The sequence below is a fragment of the Sphingomicrobium sediminis genome, assembly GCF_023805295.1.
Taxonomy (GTDB): domain Bacteria; phylum Pseudomonadota; class Alphaproteobacteria; order Sphingomonadales; family Sphingomonadaceae; genus Sphingomicrobium; species Sphingomicrobium sediminis.
Map to the genome: position 1 here is coordinate 2017053 of NZ_JAMSHT010000001.1, position 18951 is coordinate 2036003.

The following is an 18951-nucleotide window of genomic DNA, read 5'->3' on the forward strand; positions in this document are numbered from 1 at the left end:
TTGCACGTGGCTAATGAGAGGGAGTCGCACGCCATGCCCGATCTGTTCGAGAACCCCGCCGGCCTGGACGGGTTTGAATTCGTCGAATTCACCGCGCCCGAAAAGGGCATGCTCGAACCCGTCTTCGAAGCGATGGGGTTCAAGCATGTCGCCAATCACCGTTCGAAAGACGTGCAGCTGTGGCGCCAGGGCGGCATCAACCTCATCACCAATTACGAGCCCAAGAGCCCGGCCTGGTATTTTGCGCAGGAACATGGCGCCGGCGCGTGCGGCATGGGCTTTCGCGTTCGCGATGCGCAGAAGGCGTGGGATCACCTCATGGACAAGGGCGCACAGCCGGTCGAGCGTGATGCGGGCCCGATGGAACTGGTCATTCCGGCCATTCGCGGGATCGGCGGCAGCTACATCTACCTGATCGACCGCTATGAGGGCGCCGAGGGCAAGAACCTCACCATCTACGACATCGATTTCAACTATATCGAAGGCGTCGAGCCGCATCCCGAGGGCGCGGGCTTCAAGATGATCGATCACCTCACCCACAACGTCTATAATGGCCGCATGGCCTATTGGGCCGACTATTATGAGAAGCTGTTCAACTTCCAGGAAATCCGCTTCTTCGACATCAAGGGCGAATATACCGGTCTCACCTCCAAGGCGCTGACCGCGCCCGACGGCAAGATCCGCATTCCGCTCAACGAGGAAGGCGAAGGTGGGAAGGGCCAGATCGAGGAATATTTGAAGCAATTCAACGGCGAGGGCATCCAGCATATCGCGCTCATCTGCGACGATCTCTATTCATGCTGGGACCGGCTCAAGGAATTCGGCGTGCCCTTCATGACCGCGCCGCCCGAAACCTATTATGAAATGCTCGACGAGCGCCTGCCGGGCCATGGCGAGCCGGTCGGCGAATTGCAGACGCGCGGCATCCTGATGGATGGCAGCGTCGAGGGCGGCAAGCCGCGGCTCCTGCTGCAGATCTTTGCCGAGGCCAATATCGGGCCGGTCTTCTTCGAATTCATCCAGCGCAAGGGCGATGACGGCTTCGGTGAAGGCAATTTCAAGGCCCTGTTCGAAAGCATGGAGCGCGACCAGATCAAGCGCGGTGCATTGAAGGTCGAGGAAGACGCTTAAGAGCCGCAGGGCGAGGTTGGCGCCTCGCTGAGCATCCGCACCGTCGCATCGACCTGCTCGGCGGCCAGCCCCGTATAGGTAGCCGGGTCGAGCAGGGCGTCGATCTCGTCCGCGAGCAGCGGTCCGAGTTCGGCATCGGCCAGAAGCGCGGCGCGGAAATTCATGTCGCCCTCCATCGCCCTGCGCGCGGCAGCGGCTACCAATTCCTCCGCATGTTCGCGGCCCAGATCGTCCTGTACGTGGAAGACGATGCGTTGGGCGAGGATCATGCCGTCGGTACGGTCGAGATTCTCGCGCATCCGCTCCTCGTTCACCTCGATACGGCGCAGCAGGACGGCCATGTCGTCGACCATTTCGGCAGCGGCGATGGAGATGTCCTCTACCGTGGCATTGGGACGCGACGTATTGTCGCGCTCGAACATGTTGGCGACATCGTCGATGAGGATGCTGGCATGGGCCGGGATGACGCGGCCCCAGTGCATCAGCGCTTCGGAGCGCGACGGATTGACCTTGTGCGGCATGGTCGAGCTGGACTGCGCGCCGGCGGGCCGGGTTTCGACCACCTCGCCGATATCGGTCATCTGCAGCATCCAGATTTCCTGCCCGATTCCGGCATAGCTGCGCGAGATCAGCGCCAGCAGCTGGCCATATTCGCCGAACACGTCGCGATGGCCATGCCAGTCGGCGGGATTGACGGGGCCGAGGCCCAGCTCGCGCGCAAAGGCGTGCTCGACCTCGATGGCCTGCGGGCCGAGCCCGACATGGCTGCCGACCGCACCGCGCAGCACGCCCAAGGTGCGCAGGCGGCATGCAAGCTCGTCGATCCGCTCGATATGGCGCCGATTGGCCGCGGCCCAGACCGCGACTTTCTTGCCGAAGGTGATGGGCAAGGCGTGCTGGCCCAGCGTGCGCCCGACCATGAGCGTGTCGCGATGCGCGATGGCGATTTCCATCATCGCGGTTTCGTTACGTCGCATCGCGCTGCGCAGGATCGATAGCGTTTCGAGCATCTGGAGGACGCGCGTGCCGTCATAGATATCGACCGTCGTCACCCCGAAATGCAGCGCCTTGGCCGCTTCGGGCGAGAGCGAGCGCCGCCACACGTTGAGCAAAGCGACCATGCGGTGCCGGACGATGTCATATTCGGCCTCGACTGCGTCCAGCGGAACGGTGTCGAGATTGGCGGTTGCTGCGATTTCGGCCGCAGCCTCCTGGCTGATCATGCCGGCATCGGCCTGTGCCTGCGCAATCGCCGCCTCAAGCCGCATCACGTTGAGGTTGCGGGTCGCCGGATCGAACACTTCCTCGACCAATTCCTGCGCGTCATTGGCCTCGGCAGCCACCGGCCAGGCGATCAGGAGCAAGGCGGCGAGGATCAGTCGCATGTGACGGGCCTTTCAAGTAAAGTCTGCATCATCGCCTCGGCGGCTGCGGTCGCCAAGCGCTCGATACGTAGCGGCTCGGTCTCATCCCCGATCTCCAGCGTCACGCCGGGGCGGCCATAGGTTTCCGAAAACCAGGTCCGGGCGGTGGGGAGGCCGGGATTGTGGTTGGCGCTGACGTCGAAACCCTCCTCGTCGCCCATGGCGCCGTCGATGTGCGCGATCCAGCGGGGCAGGAAGTCGTCCGGGTCGGCATTTGCCTTCGGCGCCGGGGTGTACAGGACGTCGCGCCGCGTCGAATGAAAGTCGATCATCAGCGCAAGGCAGCGATCGGGCTGGAGCGCCTCCAATGCTTCGAGGACAAGGTTGCTCTCGACCTGCTCGAACGGTCCCCAATCGCGGTTGAGATCGCCGCCCTTCATCGTGAAGCGCCAATTGCCGTTGTCGATGCCGTCGGGATTGAGCGTCGGAAAGATCAGCAGGCCGTATTGCTCGCGAAATTCGCTGGCGAGATCGTCGCCTCCGGCAATGCGGTTCAGGAACTGCGACATGGCGGCGGTGCCAGTCCATTCCGGCGGGTGCTGGCCGCCGAGCAGCAGGACCGTCGGGTGGCCGGGCGTTTCGGGCGCGGAGGTGATTTTCGGGACAGGCCGTCCTTCGCCGCTCATCCCCCACATATCCATCTCGAACCCATGACCGCGCGCGAATTGCTCGTAATGCGCAAGGCGGTGAGTCGAAGTGAAAACCATTTGGGCGGCATATCTCGTCCAGCCCGCTTCGGGATCGAGACGGAGCACGGCCCGCTTGCCGCCATCGAGCAATTCGACGCGATCCGGGATCGGGTCATGCCACGCGCTGCCCGGCGCGAACTTCTTCGGCACATAGCGATGGCGGCTGTCTAGATAGACCAGCTCGACTTCGACCGGGCCGCCATCCTCGCTGATGATGTCGAAGGCATACCAGGGGCTGGGATTGATCGGCGTCGCTTCGGGTTCGACCGTCAGGCGAAAACCTTTCTCCGTCCGTTCGCAGCCATGGCGACCCGCACCGACGAAATCGGTCCTCAGCTGCACCGCCCCCTCGTCGCAGGCCGGACCGGCGAGCGTGAGGGCGAGGGCAGCGAGGATCATCCGAACACCATCGGTGCGAGCGTCAGTGCGATGATCGAGAGCACGACCACGCCGCACAGGTTGAGCAGCAAACCGGCGCGCATCATCTGCGGGATCGTCACCGCGCCGGTCGAGAAGACAATGGCATTGGGCGCGGTCGCGACCGGCAACATGAAGGCGCAGCTCGCAGCCAGCGTGATCGGGATGATGAACGTAAGCGGGTCATTACCCGTTTCCATCGCGATCGCTGCCATGACCGGCAGGAAGGTCGCCGTGGTGGCAAGGTTGCTGGTCAGCTCGGTGAGCAGGATCACCATCGCGGTTGCTGCGACGATGAGGATGGCGAGGTGCACGCTCGAGAGCGGCGCCAGCTGCGCACCGATGAAGGCGGAGAGACCGGATTCGCTCATGGCTGCGGCCAGCGCGAGCCCGCCGCCGAACAGGATCAGCACGCCCCAGGGCAGCTTCTTCATGTCGCGCCAGCGCATCAGCCGGCCGGGCATCGAGCCTGCGGGGATGATGAAGGCGAGCAAGGCCGCGGTCATCGCAACGCTCGTATCGGTAACGCCCTCGATGCCCAGCGCGGCGCTGATCGGCTTGCGGAAAACCCAGCCGATAACGAGGAAAAGGAACAACATGCCTATGCGGCGCTCGGCCGTGGTTGCCGGCCCCAATTCGCTGCGCAGGCGATCGACATGCGCCTTGGCATCGGCAGTCGACTTGAAGTTCACCTTGTACATGACCTTGGTGAGCATCAGCCAGGTGATCGGCAGCATGATGAGCGCAACTGGCACGCCGACCAGCATCCAGCGCGAAAAGTCGATCTGGACGCCATATTCGTCGGCCATGAAGCCGGCCATCAACGCATTGGGCGGGGTGCCGACCAAGGTCGAAACGCCGCCAAGTGTCGCGCCATAGGCAACGCCGAGCAGGAGCGCGGTGGCAAAATGCCGCGCTTGCTTTTCGGTCAGCCCCGTCATGCTGTCGCGTACAACGGCGATCATCGACAAGGCGATGGGGACCAGCATGAGGGTCGTCGAGGTATTGGCGATCCACATCGAAATCGCGGCCGCGGCGCCCATGAAACCGGCGACCAATGCCGCACCGTTGGTGCCCGTCAGCCGGACCATGTTGAGCGCGATGCGGCGATGCAGGCCGCACCGCTCGATGGCGAGCGCGACGACGAACCCGCCGAAGAAGAGGTAGATGACCGGGTGCGCATAACGCGAGGTCGTGTCCTCCATCGGCAGGACGCCCAGGGTCGGGAATAGCACGATCGGAAGGAAAGCGGTCGCGGCGACCGGAATAGCCTCGGTCGCCCACCAGATCGCCATGACTGTGGCGACGCCGGCCGTGCGTGCGCCTTCGGGCGACAGCTCGCTGCCGCCCAGCAAAAAGGTGACGAGAAGCCCGACGAGCGGGCCGGCGATAAGGCCGATGCGTGCGGCAAGGCCCCGGTCGGCAGGGACGTCCCCGCCGGCCGAGGCTTCGCTCGCGGCCTGTTCGGTCAAACTCATGACAGGTCTTGTCTCGCGCTAGAAGGTCGTGCGCAAGCCCAGCGTCACCGTGCGTCCGTTGAATGAGGCGAAGTTGGGGAAGAAGTCCTGGCGAATATTGGTCTCGTAGGTGGTCGGCTTGCGACCATTGTCGAGTGCATCGTTGACCGACAGCACGGCGGTCACGCGGTTGAACGGGCCGACATCGCGGAAGGCATATTCAATGTCGAGATCGACGAAGCCGCGCGGCTGGATGTACTGGGTGAAGCCGAAGCTCGAAATCTCTTCTAGCTGCAGCCCGGCATAGCGATAGCCGACCGTCGCCTCCCAATTGTCATCCTGATAGGTGAGCGCGGCATTGCCGGTCCATTCGGGGGCATTGAACAGGTCATATTCGGCAACATACGTGTCGCCGGCCTGCGCGAGACCCAGAATAACCAGCGCATCATCGTCGGTCAGCGTGCCGAGTTCGAGATCGATGCTCGTTTCCTGCCAGGTCACGTTACCCGTGAAGAACAGGTTCGACAGCGCGCCGGGCAAGTAATCGAACGAGTGGAACACGCCAAGCTCGAGGCCGTAAACTTCTGCCGTGCGACCATTGTTGGGCTGGCGGATCGACACCGAGGCTTGCGGCAGGGCGACCAGCGCATCGATGCCACCGAGCTGCTGGAGCAGGGCGCGACCTTCGGCGGTGAAGGGCGCAGCGGCTACTGCGGCTTCGGGGTCGAATTGCTGCGACGTGGCATCGAGCTGCCCTTCGACGGCAAAGCTGTTGAAGATGAAGTCGTCGATCGTCTTGTAGAAAGCGGCGAGCGTGATGGCATTGCCGCGATCTTGGTACCATTCAAGGCTGATGTCGAAGCTCTGGCTGTAGGCATTCCGAAGCTCCGGATTGCCGAGCGAGAAGTCGATATCGACATTCTCGACATCACCGATCGTGGCATCGGCCAAGGCGACGCCTTCGGTCAGTTCGATATCGAAATCGCCGTCGACTTCGGCAGCCAGCAGGTCGAAGGTCGGGCGAGCGAGTGCCGTCGTATAGGCAAAGCGGGCCTTGAACTGGTCCGAAATGTCATAATTGGCGATGATACGCGGCAGCACCTCGAAATTGTCGGTGCTGGTAAAGGTCTGTGTCGCATTGGGCGCGACCAGCTGGAAGGCATCGCCGCCATCGCCTTCATCGAAGAAGATCGAACCGGTAAAGCTGCTCGGCGCGAAGAAGGTGCCTTCATATTGCTCGATGCGAGCGCCGCCGATGATTTCGAGCGGGCCCGAGCCGACGCGGAATTGCGCGTAGCCAGTATAGAAATCCTCTTCGGCGCCGACGCGCTCGATCAGGAGCGGTGCGGCCTGGCTCGCATAATAGGTGCTGCGGAACGTGTCGCGAAGGTCGCGCAGCGCATCGGGATCGAACAGGGTGACGCCGAAGAAGCCGATACTGGCGTAGGGGTCGCCGATGCGGTCAAAGCTCGAAATCGAACCATCGACGAGACCGTAGTCGCCCAGCGCGGCGTTGTTGTCGGGCAGGCTGCCGCCGAAGCGGTCGGAACGGTCGACGCCGAGAAACTCGCCATTCGGGCCGAGGCTGTCATCGACGTTGGAAATGTCGATGCGCAGCGCGTCATATTCCGACCGCTCGTACATCACGCCGACCTTCACCTGGCGCAGGAAGCCATCCTGGTCGTCGAAGTCGTAGGTGGTGTCGAAACGCGCATTGTAACGCTTGTTCTCGAGACTATCGACGAGGTCCTCGTCGAAATCGTTGATCTCGCCGCACGGCTCGTTGTCGTCGTCGCGGCAGAAGGGGTCGATGCCCTGGAGGAAGACGTCGAGGTCCTTGGGCAGCGGCGCTGCGAAAGGCGGATTGGAGAAGTCGAGCGGGACGAAGGTCACGTCATTGTCGGCACGGCCGCCCGGAATGTCGTCGAAATCGTTGGTGAAGTCGATCGACAGGATGGGCTCGTCTTCGAAGGCGCGGCTGTAGCCGACGACATAGTCGAAGGTGAAATTGCCGGCGAGCGTCTGGCCGCGGAGGAAGTAGGCCTCACGTTCCTCGATCGAATCCTCGATCTGGCCCTCGAAGGTGACTTCGGGATCGGGGAAGTCGCTCGGCAGGAAACCGCCCATACCGTCGGGATCGATGTCGCCATTGTCGGCATCGAACTCGACGTTCGACGTCGTCTGGTAGGTGTCGTCACGCGTATAACGACCGCCCAATGTCAGGACCGTGGAGTCCGACAGGCGCCAGTCGATCACACCCGAAATGTTGTAATTGTCCCGATCTATCAAATTGTCTTCGAAGTTGATCTGCTCGTTGGTGAAGTCGTTGGGGTCGAGAAACCCTTCGGGCACGAAGGTCAGCGGGTCCTCGTCGACAAAGGTCACCGGGCCGTTCGGACCGTTGAGCGTGATCGCATTGACCTGCTCGAGCGTGAAGCTGGCCGGGTTGACGTAGATCGTGTCGAGATAGGTCTTGCGATAGCTGGCGGCGATATTGATGCCGATCGTGTCGCTGGGGTCGACCCAGGTATAGCCGCCGGCAATGCGGTAGCCGTAATTGTCGACGAAGCTGTTGTCGCGGATATCGCCCTGCAGAAAGCCGCCCTCGCGCCGCTCCAGCGGGCCCCGAGTGCGGATGTCGACCACGCCGCCAATACCTTCCGAGGCGTCTTCGGGCAGCGGGGATTTGGTGACGCGGATCGAGGACACATTGTTGGCCGTCACGATGTCGAGCGCGGTACGACGAAACTCGTCGGCGGTACCGGTACGGATGCCGTTGAACAAAACGGTATTGTAGGAAGCGTCGAGGCCGCGGATCGAAATGAATTCGCCCTCGCCCGTGTCGTTCTCGCGCTGGAAGCCGATACCCGGGATGCGGGCGAGGCCTTCGGCGACGTTGGGATCGGGGAAGAGGCCGAGCTGGTCGGCGCTCAACGTGTCACCGATGGCGTCGGAGTCGCGCTTGTCGTCGATGGATTCGAGGATCGAGCCGCGCTGGCCGGTAATGACGACGGCTTCGTCATCCGGCGGCGTGGCGGGCTGGGCAGCGGGCTGGGAGTCCTGCGGGCCCTGTTGCGCTTGTGCCATTGCGGCGGCTGGCAGCAGCGCGAGGCTCGCAAAAGCGGTGCCGGCAAAAAGTCCCGAGCGCAGCGTCATCATCGAAATTCCCCTGTTTTCCTGTCCTGATGTGCCCGGTCTTGCGTTTGGCTTGAACCAAGTCAATACTTTTATACATCTGGTTCAAAAAACGAATTTATCGTTGTTTTCGAGTGACAGGGGGGTATCGGACGGGATCGATGCGGGACGGACAGGCCAATTTGCAGGCGGCAAAACGGAGCGACAAGCGCGGGTTGATCCTCGCGCGCGCCGTGCGGCTGTTCAACGAACAGGGCTATTTCGACACGCGCTTGGAAGACGTTGCCGCGGCGCTCGACACGGCCAAGACCAGCATCTCCTACCATTTTCAGAGCAAGGAGGCGCTGCTCGCCGCCGCCTATGAAGCGAGCTGCGATGCTGCCGATGCCGAGCTCGAGCTGGCCGCGCAGGCACCTGACGGGCTGGCACGCATTCGAAGCTGGATCCGCAACTTCGCCCACCACGCCGCCGACGAGGCGCGCCAGGGTCGCCCCGTCGCCATGCTGCGCGATCCGGCAGGCCTGGGCGGTGAGGGCGAGCAGGCACTCCACGCGCGGCTCAATCGCCAGGCGGCCATGCTGCAGCGCTTCGTCGACGAGGGCATTGCCGATGGCAGCCTCTCGCCCGCAAGCGGCGATGCAGCAGTTCAGTTCATCCTGTCGCTTCACTATTGGCTGGGTCGCTGGCTGGCCCGTGTGCCGCTCGACGGGCAGGACCAGGCGATCGACGCCTTTCTCGACCTGCTGACCCACGGCCTCGCAACGTCGCGCGACCGCCAGTTTCGCTCGCCCGTGCTGCGCGACGGAATCGATGCGGAATCTTTGCTCTTCGACCGTGAGGCGCGCAATCGCATGAAGCTCGACGCGTTCGTGCGCGTCGGCACGCGTCACCTCAATCGGCGCGGCTATCGCGCGCTTTCGGTCAACGACATCGCCAACGATCTCGGCGTGACACGCGGGACATTCTATTATCATTTCGAGGACAAGGCGGCCTTGCTCGAAGCCTGCGTCGAACGCTCGCTCGACCGGGTCGAGGAAGCCGTCGCGATGGGACGCGCCGCACCCGACGGACTGGCCGGCCTGTTCGATGCGCTGTCGCGCTTGTTCGATGGCCATGTCAACGATGTCGACCCGCTGCTCCGCGTCTCGCTCTATCCAGCGCTGGCGCAGCGCATCCGCCCGCTGGCACATGCCCGCTTGCGCCGCGCGACTGCCGGCTTCGGCGAACTCGTCGCGCAGGGCATGGCCGACGGCAGCGTCCGGCCGGTCGAACTGGAGGCGGTCGAGACGATGATCTTCGGCGTGCTCACCGGCGCAACGCTCAACTGGTCGCCCGATGCAGGGCTGCGACGACCGGGCAGCAGTGCGGGCGGGCATCCCCATGCCGCCGACTATTTCGCGCCGCTCCTGTTCGGGATAGGCTCGCGTTCATGACCGATCGCCCCCGCTTCCATCTCGCCTTTCCCGTCGACGATCTCGAGGCCGCGCGGGCATTCTACGGCGGCGTGCTCGGCTGTCCGGAGGGACGGGAGAGCGACCATTGGATCGACTTCGACCTCTTCGGCCACCAGATCGTCGCGCATCTCGCGCCCAAGACGGAAGCCTCGCACAATCCGGTCGATGGCAAATCGGTTCCTGTGCCGCATTTCGGGCTGCTGCTGCGCCCCGCCGACTGGCAGGCATTGGCCGACCGATTGATTGATGCGGGCACCGAATTCGTGATCGAGCCGCATACCCGCTTCAAGGGCGAGGTGGGCGAGCAGTCGACCATGTTCCTCAAGGACCCGGCCGGCAACGCGCTCGAGTTCAAGGCATTCGCCGACGACAGCCGGATCTTCGCGCGCGACTAGAGCGCCTCGATCAGCGTCGCATTGGCGATGCCGCCACCCTCGCACATCGTCTGAAGCCCGAAACGCTGGCCACGCGCCTTCAGCGCATGGATCATCGTCGTCGCCAGTTTCGCGCCGGTCCCGCCGAGCGGGTGGCCCAAGGCGATCGCGCCACCATTGACGTTGAGCTTGTCGGGGTCCGCACCCGTTTCGTGCAGCCAGGCCAGCGGGACCGACGCAAAGGCCTCGTTAACCTCGTACAAGTCGATGTCGGCATGGCTGCGTCCGGCGCGATCCAACAGCTTGGCGGTCGCCGGAATGGGCTCCCATAACATCATCACCGGGTCACCTGCAGTCACGGCCAGCGCGTCGACCCGCGCCAGCGGCGTGAGCCCATGCGCCTTGAGCGCGCGCTCTGACACGACGAGCAGGCCCGCAGCCCCGTCGCAAATCTGGCTGGCATTTCCCGCCGTGATCACCCCGCCATCGGTCAGCGGATCGAGGCTCGCGAGACCCTCCATCGAGGCATCGTGGCGGATGCCCTCGTCGCGATCATGGCGGATCGTATTGCCTTCCCTGTCGAGCCCGTCGAGCAGGACGATCTCATCGGCAAATGCGCCCGTTTCGGTGGCCGCCGAGGCCTTGCGATGGCTCTCCAGCGCGAAGCTGTCGAGCGCCTCGCGGGTCATCTGATATTTCTGCGCAATCATCTCCGCGCCGACGAACTGGCTGAACTGCGAGACTCCAAACCGCTCCTTGATCGCCGGGCTCCAGGGATCAGATGGCAGCCCTGCCTTGGCCGGCGCCACGAACGGCGTTCCCATCGGCACCCGGGTCATGCTCTCAACGCCCGCCGCGACAACCACGTCCTGCGTCCCGCTCATCACCGCTTGCGCGGCAAAGTGGAGCGATTGCTGAGAGCTGCCGCACTGCCGGTCGATGGTCACCGCCGGCACGCTTTCCGGAAGCGACGAGGCAAGCACCGCGCTGCGCCCGATATGGAAGGCCTGCTCGCCCGCCTGGCTGACGCAGCCCATGATGACGTCTTCGATGGCAGCGGGGTCGATTTCGCTGTCCGCGACCAGCGCATCGAGCACGGCCGCGCCGAGATCGGCGGGATGCCAGTCGCGTAGCGCACCGCCGCGTTTGCCGCCTGCAGTCCGTTTGGCGGCGACGATATAGGCTTCGGGCAATGTGTCTCTCCTTCGCCTTGCATGTTCGACCATTGATCGACGGTTCCGCAAGACGAAGATTGATTGTTTCGATTGCTCTTACAAATCATCCCCGTTGGACGGAACGAACGCCATTGCCGCACCATTGGCATCATGAAGGCGGCGAGTCTCTCGCGCGCCCGCAATATTCTGATCAGAGGGGACTTATCCAATGGACGCAAAAACCGGCGAAATGAGCGGCGGTTGCCCGTTCCACCATGATGGTGGCACGCGCAGCCTTCTTGGCCGCACCAACCGTGACTGGTGGCCTGACCAGCTCAACCTCGAAATCCTGACGCAGCAGGGCAAGTCTGCGGACCCAATGGACGAAGACTTCAACTATGCCGAAGCATTCAACACGATCGACTACAAGGCGCTGAAGGACGATCTCACCGCGCTGATGACCGACAGCCAGGAATGGTGGCCGGCCGATTACGGGCATTATGGCCCCTTCTTCATCCGCATGGCCTGGCACGCTGCCGGCACCTATCGCACCGGCGATGGTCGCGGTGGTTCATCGAGCGGTCAGCAGCGTTTCGCCCCGCTCAACTCGTGGCCCGACAACGGCAACCTCGACAAGGCGCGTCGCCTGCTGTGGCCGATCAAGCAGAAGTACGGCACGCAGATCAGCTGGGCCGACCTGTTCATCCTCACCGGTAACGTGGCCATCGAATCGATGGGCGGACCGGTCTTCGGTTTCGGCGGCGGCCGTGCCGACGTCTACGAGCCGGAAACGGTCTATTGGGGCACGGAAGAACAGTGGGTCGACCAGGGCGTCGAAACTCGCATCATCCCCGACGAGGGCAAGGCGCTGGAAAACCCGCTCGCGGCGATCCAGATGGGCCTCATCTACGTCAACCCGGAAGGCCCGGGCGGCAATCCCGACCCGCTTCTGTCGGCCCGGGACATGCGCGAGACCTTCGCGCGCATGGCGATGAATGACGAAGAGACGGTCGCGCTGACCGCCGGCGGCCACGCATTCGGCAAGGCGCATGGCGCGCATCCGGCCGACACGTTCGGCGGTGCGCCGGAAAGCGAAGACCTGCACCTCCAGGGCTTCGGCTGGCTCAATGACAAGGACGAGATTGCCAGCGGCAACATCACCACGTCGGGCATCGAAGGCGCATGGACGCCCAACCCGACGCAGTGGGGCGGCGACTATTTCCGCCTGCTGTTCAAGTATGACTATGAGCTGGTCAAATCGCCTGCCGGTGCGCAGCAGTGGCAGCCCATCAATCCGGACGAGGAAGACATGGCGCCCGACGCGCGCGATCCTTCCAAGAAGGTCCCGACGATGATGACCACCGCCGACATGGCGCTGAAGATGGACCCCGATTATCGCAAGATTTCGGAGCGCTTCCGCGACGACCAGGCGGCGCTCGACGACGCGTTTGCGCGCGCATGGTTCAAGCTGTGCCACCGCGACATGGGTCCCAAGGTCCGTTACCTCGGCCCGGAAGTCCCCGAAGAAACGCTGATCTGGATGGATCCGGTCCCGGCCGGCTCGACCCCGTCCGACAGCGCCGTCGCCGACTTCAAGTCGAAGGTGCTGGATAGCGGCCTTACCGTGAGCGAACTCGTGAAGGCTGCCTGGGCCTCGGCCTCGACCTTCCGCAACTCGGACAATCGCGGCGGTGCCAATGGTGCCCGCGTGCGTCTCGAGCCGCAGAAGAATTGGGCGGCCAACGATCCGGAAGAGCTCTCCAATGTTCTTGGCAAGCTCGATGAGCTTCGCGGCGACCTGTCGATGGCCGATGCCATCGTCCTGGCCGGTGCGGCGGCAATCGAAAGCGCGGCCAAGAATGGCGGCTACGACGTCAATGTCGACGTGACCACGGGTCGCGGCGATGCCACTGACGAGCATACCGATGCCGAAAGCTTCGAGCCGCTCGAGCCGTTCGCCGATGGTTTCCGCAACTATCTGAAGACCAAGGCAGGCGTGAAGACCGAGGACATGCTGATCGACAAGGCGCATCTCCTTGGCCTCAGCATCCCCGAAATGGTCGCGTTGGTCGGCGGCATGCGCGTGCTGGGTGCCAATAGCGGCAACTCCAAGCTCGGCGTGTTCACCGATCGCGTCGGCACGCTGTCGAACGACTTCTTCACCAACCTCCTCACCATGGAGAATGAGTGGCATCCCGTCGAAGGGACGCAGGAAGAAGAATATACCGGTCACAATCGCGAGACCGGCGACGAGACCTATCGCGCCAGCCGCGTCGACCTTGTGATCGGGTCGAACTCGCAGCTGCGCGCCATTGCCGAAGTCTTTGCCGAGAAGGGCGGCGACAAGAAGTTTGTCGACACCTTCATCCGCGCCTGGACCAAGGTCATGGACGCCGACCGTTTCGACATCGAATATGCCAAGTATCACAACTAGGCGCTTCGATTGACGGACCGAAAAGGGGCCCTCGGCAGCGATGCCGGGGGCCTTTTTTCATGTCCGTTGGTCGATTTCGCCCTTGCGCGCGACGCTCGGCATAGCGAGCCTGCTCAGGAACAGGTTGAATGAGGAGAGGGCGAATGATCACGGTTATTGCAGCGCTGGCGTTGCTGGCGGCGGCCGATACGGGCCTCGATCATCACGGCGAGCAATGCGCCGGCGCGGTGGAAACGGTCGACAGCGCCTATGTCGACGGCATCTGGCGGCTGCGAGACAAGGCGCTCGTCTATGCGGGTTTCCACGAAGATTTCGTGATGCAGGCGCGCCGTGATGGCGAAATGCGCTCCATGTCGATCGAGGATTGGATCGGTGGCTGGCCCGACGACCTTGGCTCCAACGAGGCCGACGTCGAAGCCAAGCTGGCGCTCAGCCAGTGCGACGGCACCATGGCCACGGTGCGGGTCGATCTCGCTGTGGACGGCAATCCGCGCTTCGTCGACGTGCTCGCGCTCTACAAGTTCGATGACGAGTGGAAGATCGTCGCCAAGGTCTATCAGGCCCAGTGAGCCGCTGCGCCGCCATCGCGATTGCGGCATTGGCCTGTGCCTGCGCCCCGAGCGAGCCGCTCGGTCCGCCCCGCATGGGCAACGAGACCAGCCGCTCGACCGAGGTGGTGCTGACCGCGCGCTCGAGTGATGGCGTCACCGTCTATGGCACGCCTTACTATGGCGACTTGCCGCCCAATGCGCCGTTGGCGGTACTGTTCCACCAGGGTGGCGGCGATGCGCGCGGCGAATATGCGGAGCTCGCCGAATTCTTCCATGCCCAGGGCTTCCGCGCTATCGCGTGGGATTTGCGGATGGGCGGCGACCGTTTCGGGATGACCAACCGCACCGCGGCGGGCCTGCCTGACGATATCGAGCCCACCTATTGCAACGCCTATGCCGACGTAGAAGCCGCGTTACTGCGCAGCGTCGAACTTAATGCGCTGCGCCCGGTGTTGCTGGTGGGTTCGAGCTATTCGGGCTCTCTCATTTTTCAGGCCGCAGCCAAAAATCCGGACCTGGTCGGCGGCCTCCTTGCCTTTTCTCCGGCAGGTGGAGGGCCGGTCGAGGAATGCAAGGCCCTGCTTTACGCCGAGGAGGCACGAGTGAGTGCGCTAGTCGTTCGGCCATCGAGCGAGAGCAGCATGGAAGAGGCCGCGGCATTCGATGCGGCAGGCCACGGCTACTTCATCGCCGCAAGCGAAACCCATGGCGCTTCGATCCTCTCGGAGGCACGCAGCGGCGTCGATGTCGAACATGTCCGCTGGGCGGTGAACGGGCATCTTTCCGGCGTCCGAGCCGATCTTGCCGAGGCGGCGCGCTGACAAAGCGCCTTGCCAGCGCCCTGCCTGTCGCTATCGTGCGTCACTGAACTGAAACCCTTGGCGCTCGGGGAGGCGCATTTTCATGGCAGTTGAAGAACAAGGCGTGTCGTTGATCGACCGCGTTACCAACATTTCCGATTTCATCTGGGGCGGCACCTGGGGCGGGGAGCAGGTCATCCCGCTTCCGCCGATGGTGCTCGTCCTGTTCGGCATCGGCCTCTACATCATGGTCGGCCTCAAATTCTATCCGCTGCGCCAGCTCGGCAGTGCCTTCAAGGGCCTGTTCGCGGGCCGCAAGGGGTCAGGCGATGGCGAAATCTCGCCCTTCGCCGCGCTTTCGACGGCTTTGTCGGGGCAGGTCGGCACGGGTAACCTTGCCGGCGTCGCGACGGCCATCACGCTGGGTGGCCCGGGCGCGATTTTCTGGATGTGGATCACTGCATTGATCGGCATGGCGCTGGCCTTCGCAGAGGGCAGCCTCGCCATCCGCTATCGCGAAAAGGCAGCCATCGGCGTCTATCGCGGCGGTCCGATGACCTACATCATGATGGGTCTCGGCAAGAAGTGGACCTGGCTCGCCATTCTCTTCTGCATCGGCACCTTGTTCAGTGCGGTCGTCACCGGCAACTCGATCCAGGCCAACTCGATCGCCGACAGCTTCGGCGAACTGTTCGGCTTCGAAGAGTGGCTGTCGGGCGCCATCGTCGCGGTCGCGGTGTTCATCGTCATCGTCGGCGGCATCAAGTCGATCGGCGCCGTCGCCGAGAAGATTGTGCCGGTCATGGCGGTCGCCTACATCCTGCTCGCCATCCTGGCGCTGATCCTCAATGCAGGCGACCTGCCCGAGACGTTCGGCCTCATCTTCCACGGTGCATTCAACCCGCAGGCTGCCTCGGGCGGCTTCCTGGGGGCGATGATCATCATCGCCATCCGGGCCGGTGCGGCGCGCGGCCTCTTCTCGAACGAAGCCGGCCAGGGGTCGACCCCGATCGCGCACGCCGTGGCGCAGACCAACGATCCCGAACAGCAGGGCCGCATGGCGATGCTCGGCACGTTCATCGACACGATCGTCATCTGCACCATGACCGCTTTGGTGATCCTCACCGTGCGCGGTGACTTCACCTATGAAGGCGAAGCGGTGGCGCATGCCTGGCAGTCGGGCCTCAACGGCTTCGAAATGACGTCGGCCGCGTACGGCGCTGCGTTCCCGATGCTGGTGGCGGGCATTCCGATCGGCACCTTCATCGTCAGTCTCGCGCTCATCTTGTTCGTCTTCACGACGCTCCTCACTTGGAGCTATTATGGCGAACGCGCGATCACCTTCATCTACGACCGCATCCCGGGCGCCAGCGTCACGGGCGAGAAGCGGCTCCACCTCATGTGGCGCCTGCTCTGGTGCGTGGTCATTTATGTCGGCGCGAGCCAGGAGCTCGAACTGGTCTGGCGCATGGGCGATATTTCCAATGCCGCAATGGCGCTGCCCAACCTTCTGGCGCTGGCCCTGTTGTCGGGTGTCGTCTTCAAACTCGCCAAGGGCGACAAGACGGCCGGTCCGACGCACGAGCTGAAGGCCATCAAAAAGAAGGGCGACGACGGCGAGGACTTCGCCGCACCGCCGCCCGGCGTCGGCCACTAGGATCCCCGTTGGGGAGGGGGAGAAGGCCGGAGCATCGCGCTCCGGCCTTTTTCTTATGCGCTAATTGTAGGCGCGCTCGCCATGTTCGGCGAGGTCGAGGCCGAGGCGTTCGTCATCCTCTTCGGCGCGGATCGGCACGACCAGTTTCACGATGAGGAAGCAGAGCGTCGACCCGATACCGGACCAGGTGATGGCGATGAGGACGCTCAGCACCTGCACGCCCAATTGGTCGATGAAGACATAATCGCCCTGGCCGCCCAGCGCAGGCAGCCCCGCAACGACCAACCCGACCGATCCGACCAGACCGCCAAGGCCATGGATGCCGAAGACGTCGAGGCTGTCGTCCAGCTTGAGCTTGTGCTTGAGGATGGCGACGAAGCCGTAGCAGGCGAGTGCCGACGCGGTGCCCAGCAGGATGGCGCCCAGCGGGCCGCTGACGCCTGCCGCCGGGGTGATGGCGACGAGGCCGGCAATCGCACCCGACGCCCCACCCAGCAGCGACGGCTTGCCCGAGCGGATGCGCTCGGCGGCCATCCACGCCAGCACGCCCGCCGCCGGGGCAATGAAGGTGTTCATCATGGCCAGCGCGGCGAGGCCGCCCGCCTCGAGCGCGCTCCCCGCATTGAATCCAAACCAGCCGACCCAGAGCAGGCCCGTGCCGATAAACAGCAAAGCGAGGCTGTGCGGCGGCATGATGTCCTTCATGAAACCGCGCCGCTTGCCCGCAAAGGCGACCGCAACGAGGCCGGCAATGCCCGCATTGATGTGAACCACGGTGCCGCCGGCAAAATCGATCGCGTCCATGCCGAGGATGAGCCCGCCCTCGCCCCACACCATGTGCGCGATCGGCGCGTAGACGAAGGTGAGGAAGAGTAAGGAGAACAGCATTATCGCGGAGAAGCGGATCCGCTCGACCACGGCGCCGACGACGAGGGCGGCGGTGATGGCGGCAAAGGTCATCTGGAAAGCGGCGAAGGCGAGCGTGGGGATGGAGCCGCTCTCGCTGTCGGGGCCGAGGCCGACCAGTCCTGCGAGCTCGAGATTGCCGATGATCGGACCGTCGCCGGAAAAGGCCAGGCTATAGCCCCAGCCGACCCAGCCCAGCATGACGATGGCAGCCACGCCCATGACCTGGCTCATGACGGAGAGCACGTTCTTGGATCGCACCAGCCCGCCATAGAATAGAGCGAGGCCGGGCAGTGTCATCAGCATGACGAGCAAGGTCGCCGTCAAAATCCAGGCCGTGTCACCACTGTCGATCATCGTCGCATCCCCCGACATTTGTTGCAGGTGCGAAGACTGGCGCGGCGAGCCCAGCGAGGCAATCGCCAAGGCCGCTGCGGTGAACTTTTCAACGCGAAATGAGGGGGCTAGCGCGCCTCGAAGCCAGCCACCACTTCGGCGAGCCAGCGCCCGGCGACGAGGCTCGACAAGTCGGTCGGATCGAGCGGGGGGTCCCATTCGGTCAAATCGATGATGCGCAGCTTGGGATGGGCCGCGAGCTTGCGGACGGCAGCGAAAAAATCGCGCGCCTGCATGCCGCAGGGCCGTGCACCGGGCGCGGCAGGGAATTGCGACCGGTCGATCACGTCGATGTCGCAATCCACCATCAGCGCCTCGCAATGGCCGACATGGGCAAGCGCCCGGTCGACGGCGGCGTCGATGCCTGCCTCGTCCACTTCGGCCTGCGTCACGACAAGATTGCCAGCCGCCTCCGCATCGCGATGCATGTCGAAGCTGTTGGCGAAGGGCGCGAGGCCGACTTGCGCGACATTCGCGCCCGACAATCCGTCCTCGAGCAGCGCACGCACCGGATTGCCATTGGCCAGCCCGTCCGCCGTCGAACGCATGTCGAAATGCGCATCGAGCGTAATCAGGCCGATCTTTTCCAAGTGCAGGTCCAGCGCATGGAGGCCGGGCCGCGTCACCGCATTGTTGCCGCCGATGAGAAGGGTGAGTTCGTGCCGCGACACGCTGGCAGCACAGACCTCGCGGATCGGACCGGTGGCGTCCGCGATGGTCAGGCCGTCGATCGCGACATCGCCATGATCCGCGATCAGCGAGCCAAGCTCGCGCCTCGTGTCGATGTCGTAGCGCCCGATCCGGCGCAGGACCTTGCGCAGTTCGGCCGGCGCGAGATCGCAGCGGCCGGGCGTCACCGATCCCGTCGCCAGCGGTGCACCGACCAGACCGATCGGTGCTTGCGTCCCGGCATCGACGATCAAATCGGCAAGATTGGGCCAGCTCATGGCTTGACGGATAGCAGGCTTGAGG

The 18951-nt window shown here is 63.9% G+C and carries 14 protein-coding genes; 7 read left to right on the plus strand and 7 right to left on the minus strand.

Annotation, left to right across the window (positions count from 1 at the left end):
- Positions 1-33 precede the first annotated feature (33 nt).
- Positions 34-1131 (plus strand): 4-hydroxyphenylpyruvate dioxygenase, encoded by a 1098-nt coding sequence (gene hppD, locus NDO55_RS10425; RefSeq protein WP_252114988.1) that lies wholly within the window; start codon positions 34-36, stop codon positions 1129-1131.
- On the opposite strand, the gene NDO55_RS10430 is transcribed toward hppD, so the two are convergent.
- The 4 genes from NDO55_RS10430 to NDO55_RS10445 are packed head-to-tail and all read right to left on the minus strand — an operon-like array spanning position 1128 to position 8277.
- Positions 1128-2516 (minus strand): lyase family protein, encoded by a 1389-nt coding sequence (locus tag NDO55_RS10430; protein ID WP_252114990.1) that lies wholly within the window; start codon positions 2514-2516, stop codon positions 1128-1130. The two genes, hppD and NDO55_RS10430, sit on opposite strands and share 4 nt — an antisense overlap.
- Positions 2507-3643, minus strand: coding sequence for a M14 family metallopeptidase (locus NDO55_RS10435; RefSeq protein ID WP_252114992.1), 1137 nt, complete (start codon positions 3641-3643; stop codon positions 2507-2509). Before NDO55_RS10435 ends, NDO55_RS10430 begins: the two co-directional genes overlap by 10 nt.
- Positions 3640-5139, minus strand: coding sequence for an SLC13 family permease (locus NDO55_RS10440; protein ID WP_252114993.1), 1500 nt, complete (start codon positions 5137-5139; stop codon positions 3640-3642). Before NDO55_RS10440 ends, NDO55_RS10435 begins: the two co-directional genes overlap by 4 nt.
- An 18-nt stretch (positions 5140-5157) precedes the next feature.
- Positions 5158-8277 carry a TonB-dependent receptor gene (locus tag NDO55_RS10445; RefSeq protein WP_252114994.1) on the minus strand — a complete coding sequence of 1040 codons (3120 nt, stop codon included), beginning with the start codon at positions 8275-8277 and terminating at the stop codon, positions 5158-5160.
- 137 nt (positions 8278-8414) lie between these two features.
- Here NDO55_RS10445 and NDO55_RS10450 point away from each other — a divergent pair, with 137 nt between their 5' ends.
- Entirely contained in the window at positions 8415-9686 is a 1272-nt protein-coding gene (locus NDO55_RS10450) for a TetR/AcrR family transcriptional regulator (RefSeq protein WP_252114995.1), read from the plus strand.
- On the plus strand, positions 9683-10102 hold the full coding sequence (locus NDO55_RS10455) for a VOC family protein (protein WP_252114996.1): 420 nt from the start codon (positions 9683-9685) through the stop codon (positions 10100-10102). The genes NDO55_RS10450 and NDO55_RS10455 overlap by 4 nt, the downstream gene beginning before the upstream one ends.
- Here NDO55_RS10455 and NDO55_RS10460 read toward each other — a convergent pair.
- Positions 10099-11274, minus strand: a complete 1176-nt coding sequence (locus NDO55_RS10460; RefSeq protein ID WP_252114997.1) for an acetyl-CoA C-acetyltransferase — start codon at positions 11272-11274, stop codon at positions 10099-10101. The genes NDO55_RS10455 and NDO55_RS10460 overlap by 4 nt on opposite strands.
- Before the next feature lie 190 nt (positions 11275-11464).
- Here NDO55_RS10460 and katG point away from each other — a divergent pair, with 190 nt between their 5' ends.
- The 4 genes from katG (at position 11465) to NDO55_RS10480 (ending at position 16677) form a co-directional block, all read left to right on the plus strand.
- Positions 11465-13669, plus strand: a complete 2205-nt coding sequence (katG, locus tag NDO55_RS10465) for a catalase/peroxidase HPI (RefSeq protein WP_252114998.1) — start codon at positions 11465-11467, stop codon at positions 13667-13669.
- A gap of 143 nt (positions 13670-13812) precedes the next feature.
- Positions 13813-14238: a nuclear transport factor 2 family protein gene (locus NDO55_RS10470; RefSeq protein WP_252114999.1), complete on the plus strand. Its 426-nt coding sequence runs from the start codon at positions 13813-13815 to the stop codon at positions 14236-14238.
- Entirely contained in the window at positions 14235-15041 is an 807-nt protein-coding gene (locus NDO55_RS10475) for an alpha/beta fold hydrolase (RefSeq protein WP_252115000.1), read from the plus strand. The genes NDO55_RS10470 and NDO55_RS10475 overlap by 4 nt, the downstream gene beginning before the upstream one ends.
- A gap of 82 nt (positions 15042-15123) precedes the next feature.
- On the plus strand, positions 15124-16677 hold the full coding sequence (locus NDO55_RS10480) for an alanine/glycine:cation symporter family protein (RefSeq protein ID WP_252115001.1): 1554 nt from the start codon (positions 15124-15126) through the stop codon (positions 16675-16677).
- Positions 16678-16737: 60 nt separating this feature from the next.
- Here NDO55_RS10480 and NDO55_RS10485 read toward each other — a convergent pair whose 3' ends face one another.
- On the minus strand, positions 16738-17958 hold the full coding sequence (locus NDO55_RS10485) for an ammonium transporter (protein WP_252115003.1): 1221 nt from the start codon (positions 17956-17958) through the stop codon (positions 16738-16740).
- A gap of 89 nt (positions 17959-18047) precedes the next feature.
- Positions 18048-18926, minus strand: coding sequence for an arginase family protein (locus NDO55_RS10490; protein ID WP_252115004.1), 879 nt, complete (start codon positions 18924-18926; stop codon positions 18048-18050).
- Between the last annotated feature and the right edge of the window lie 25 nt (positions 18927-18951).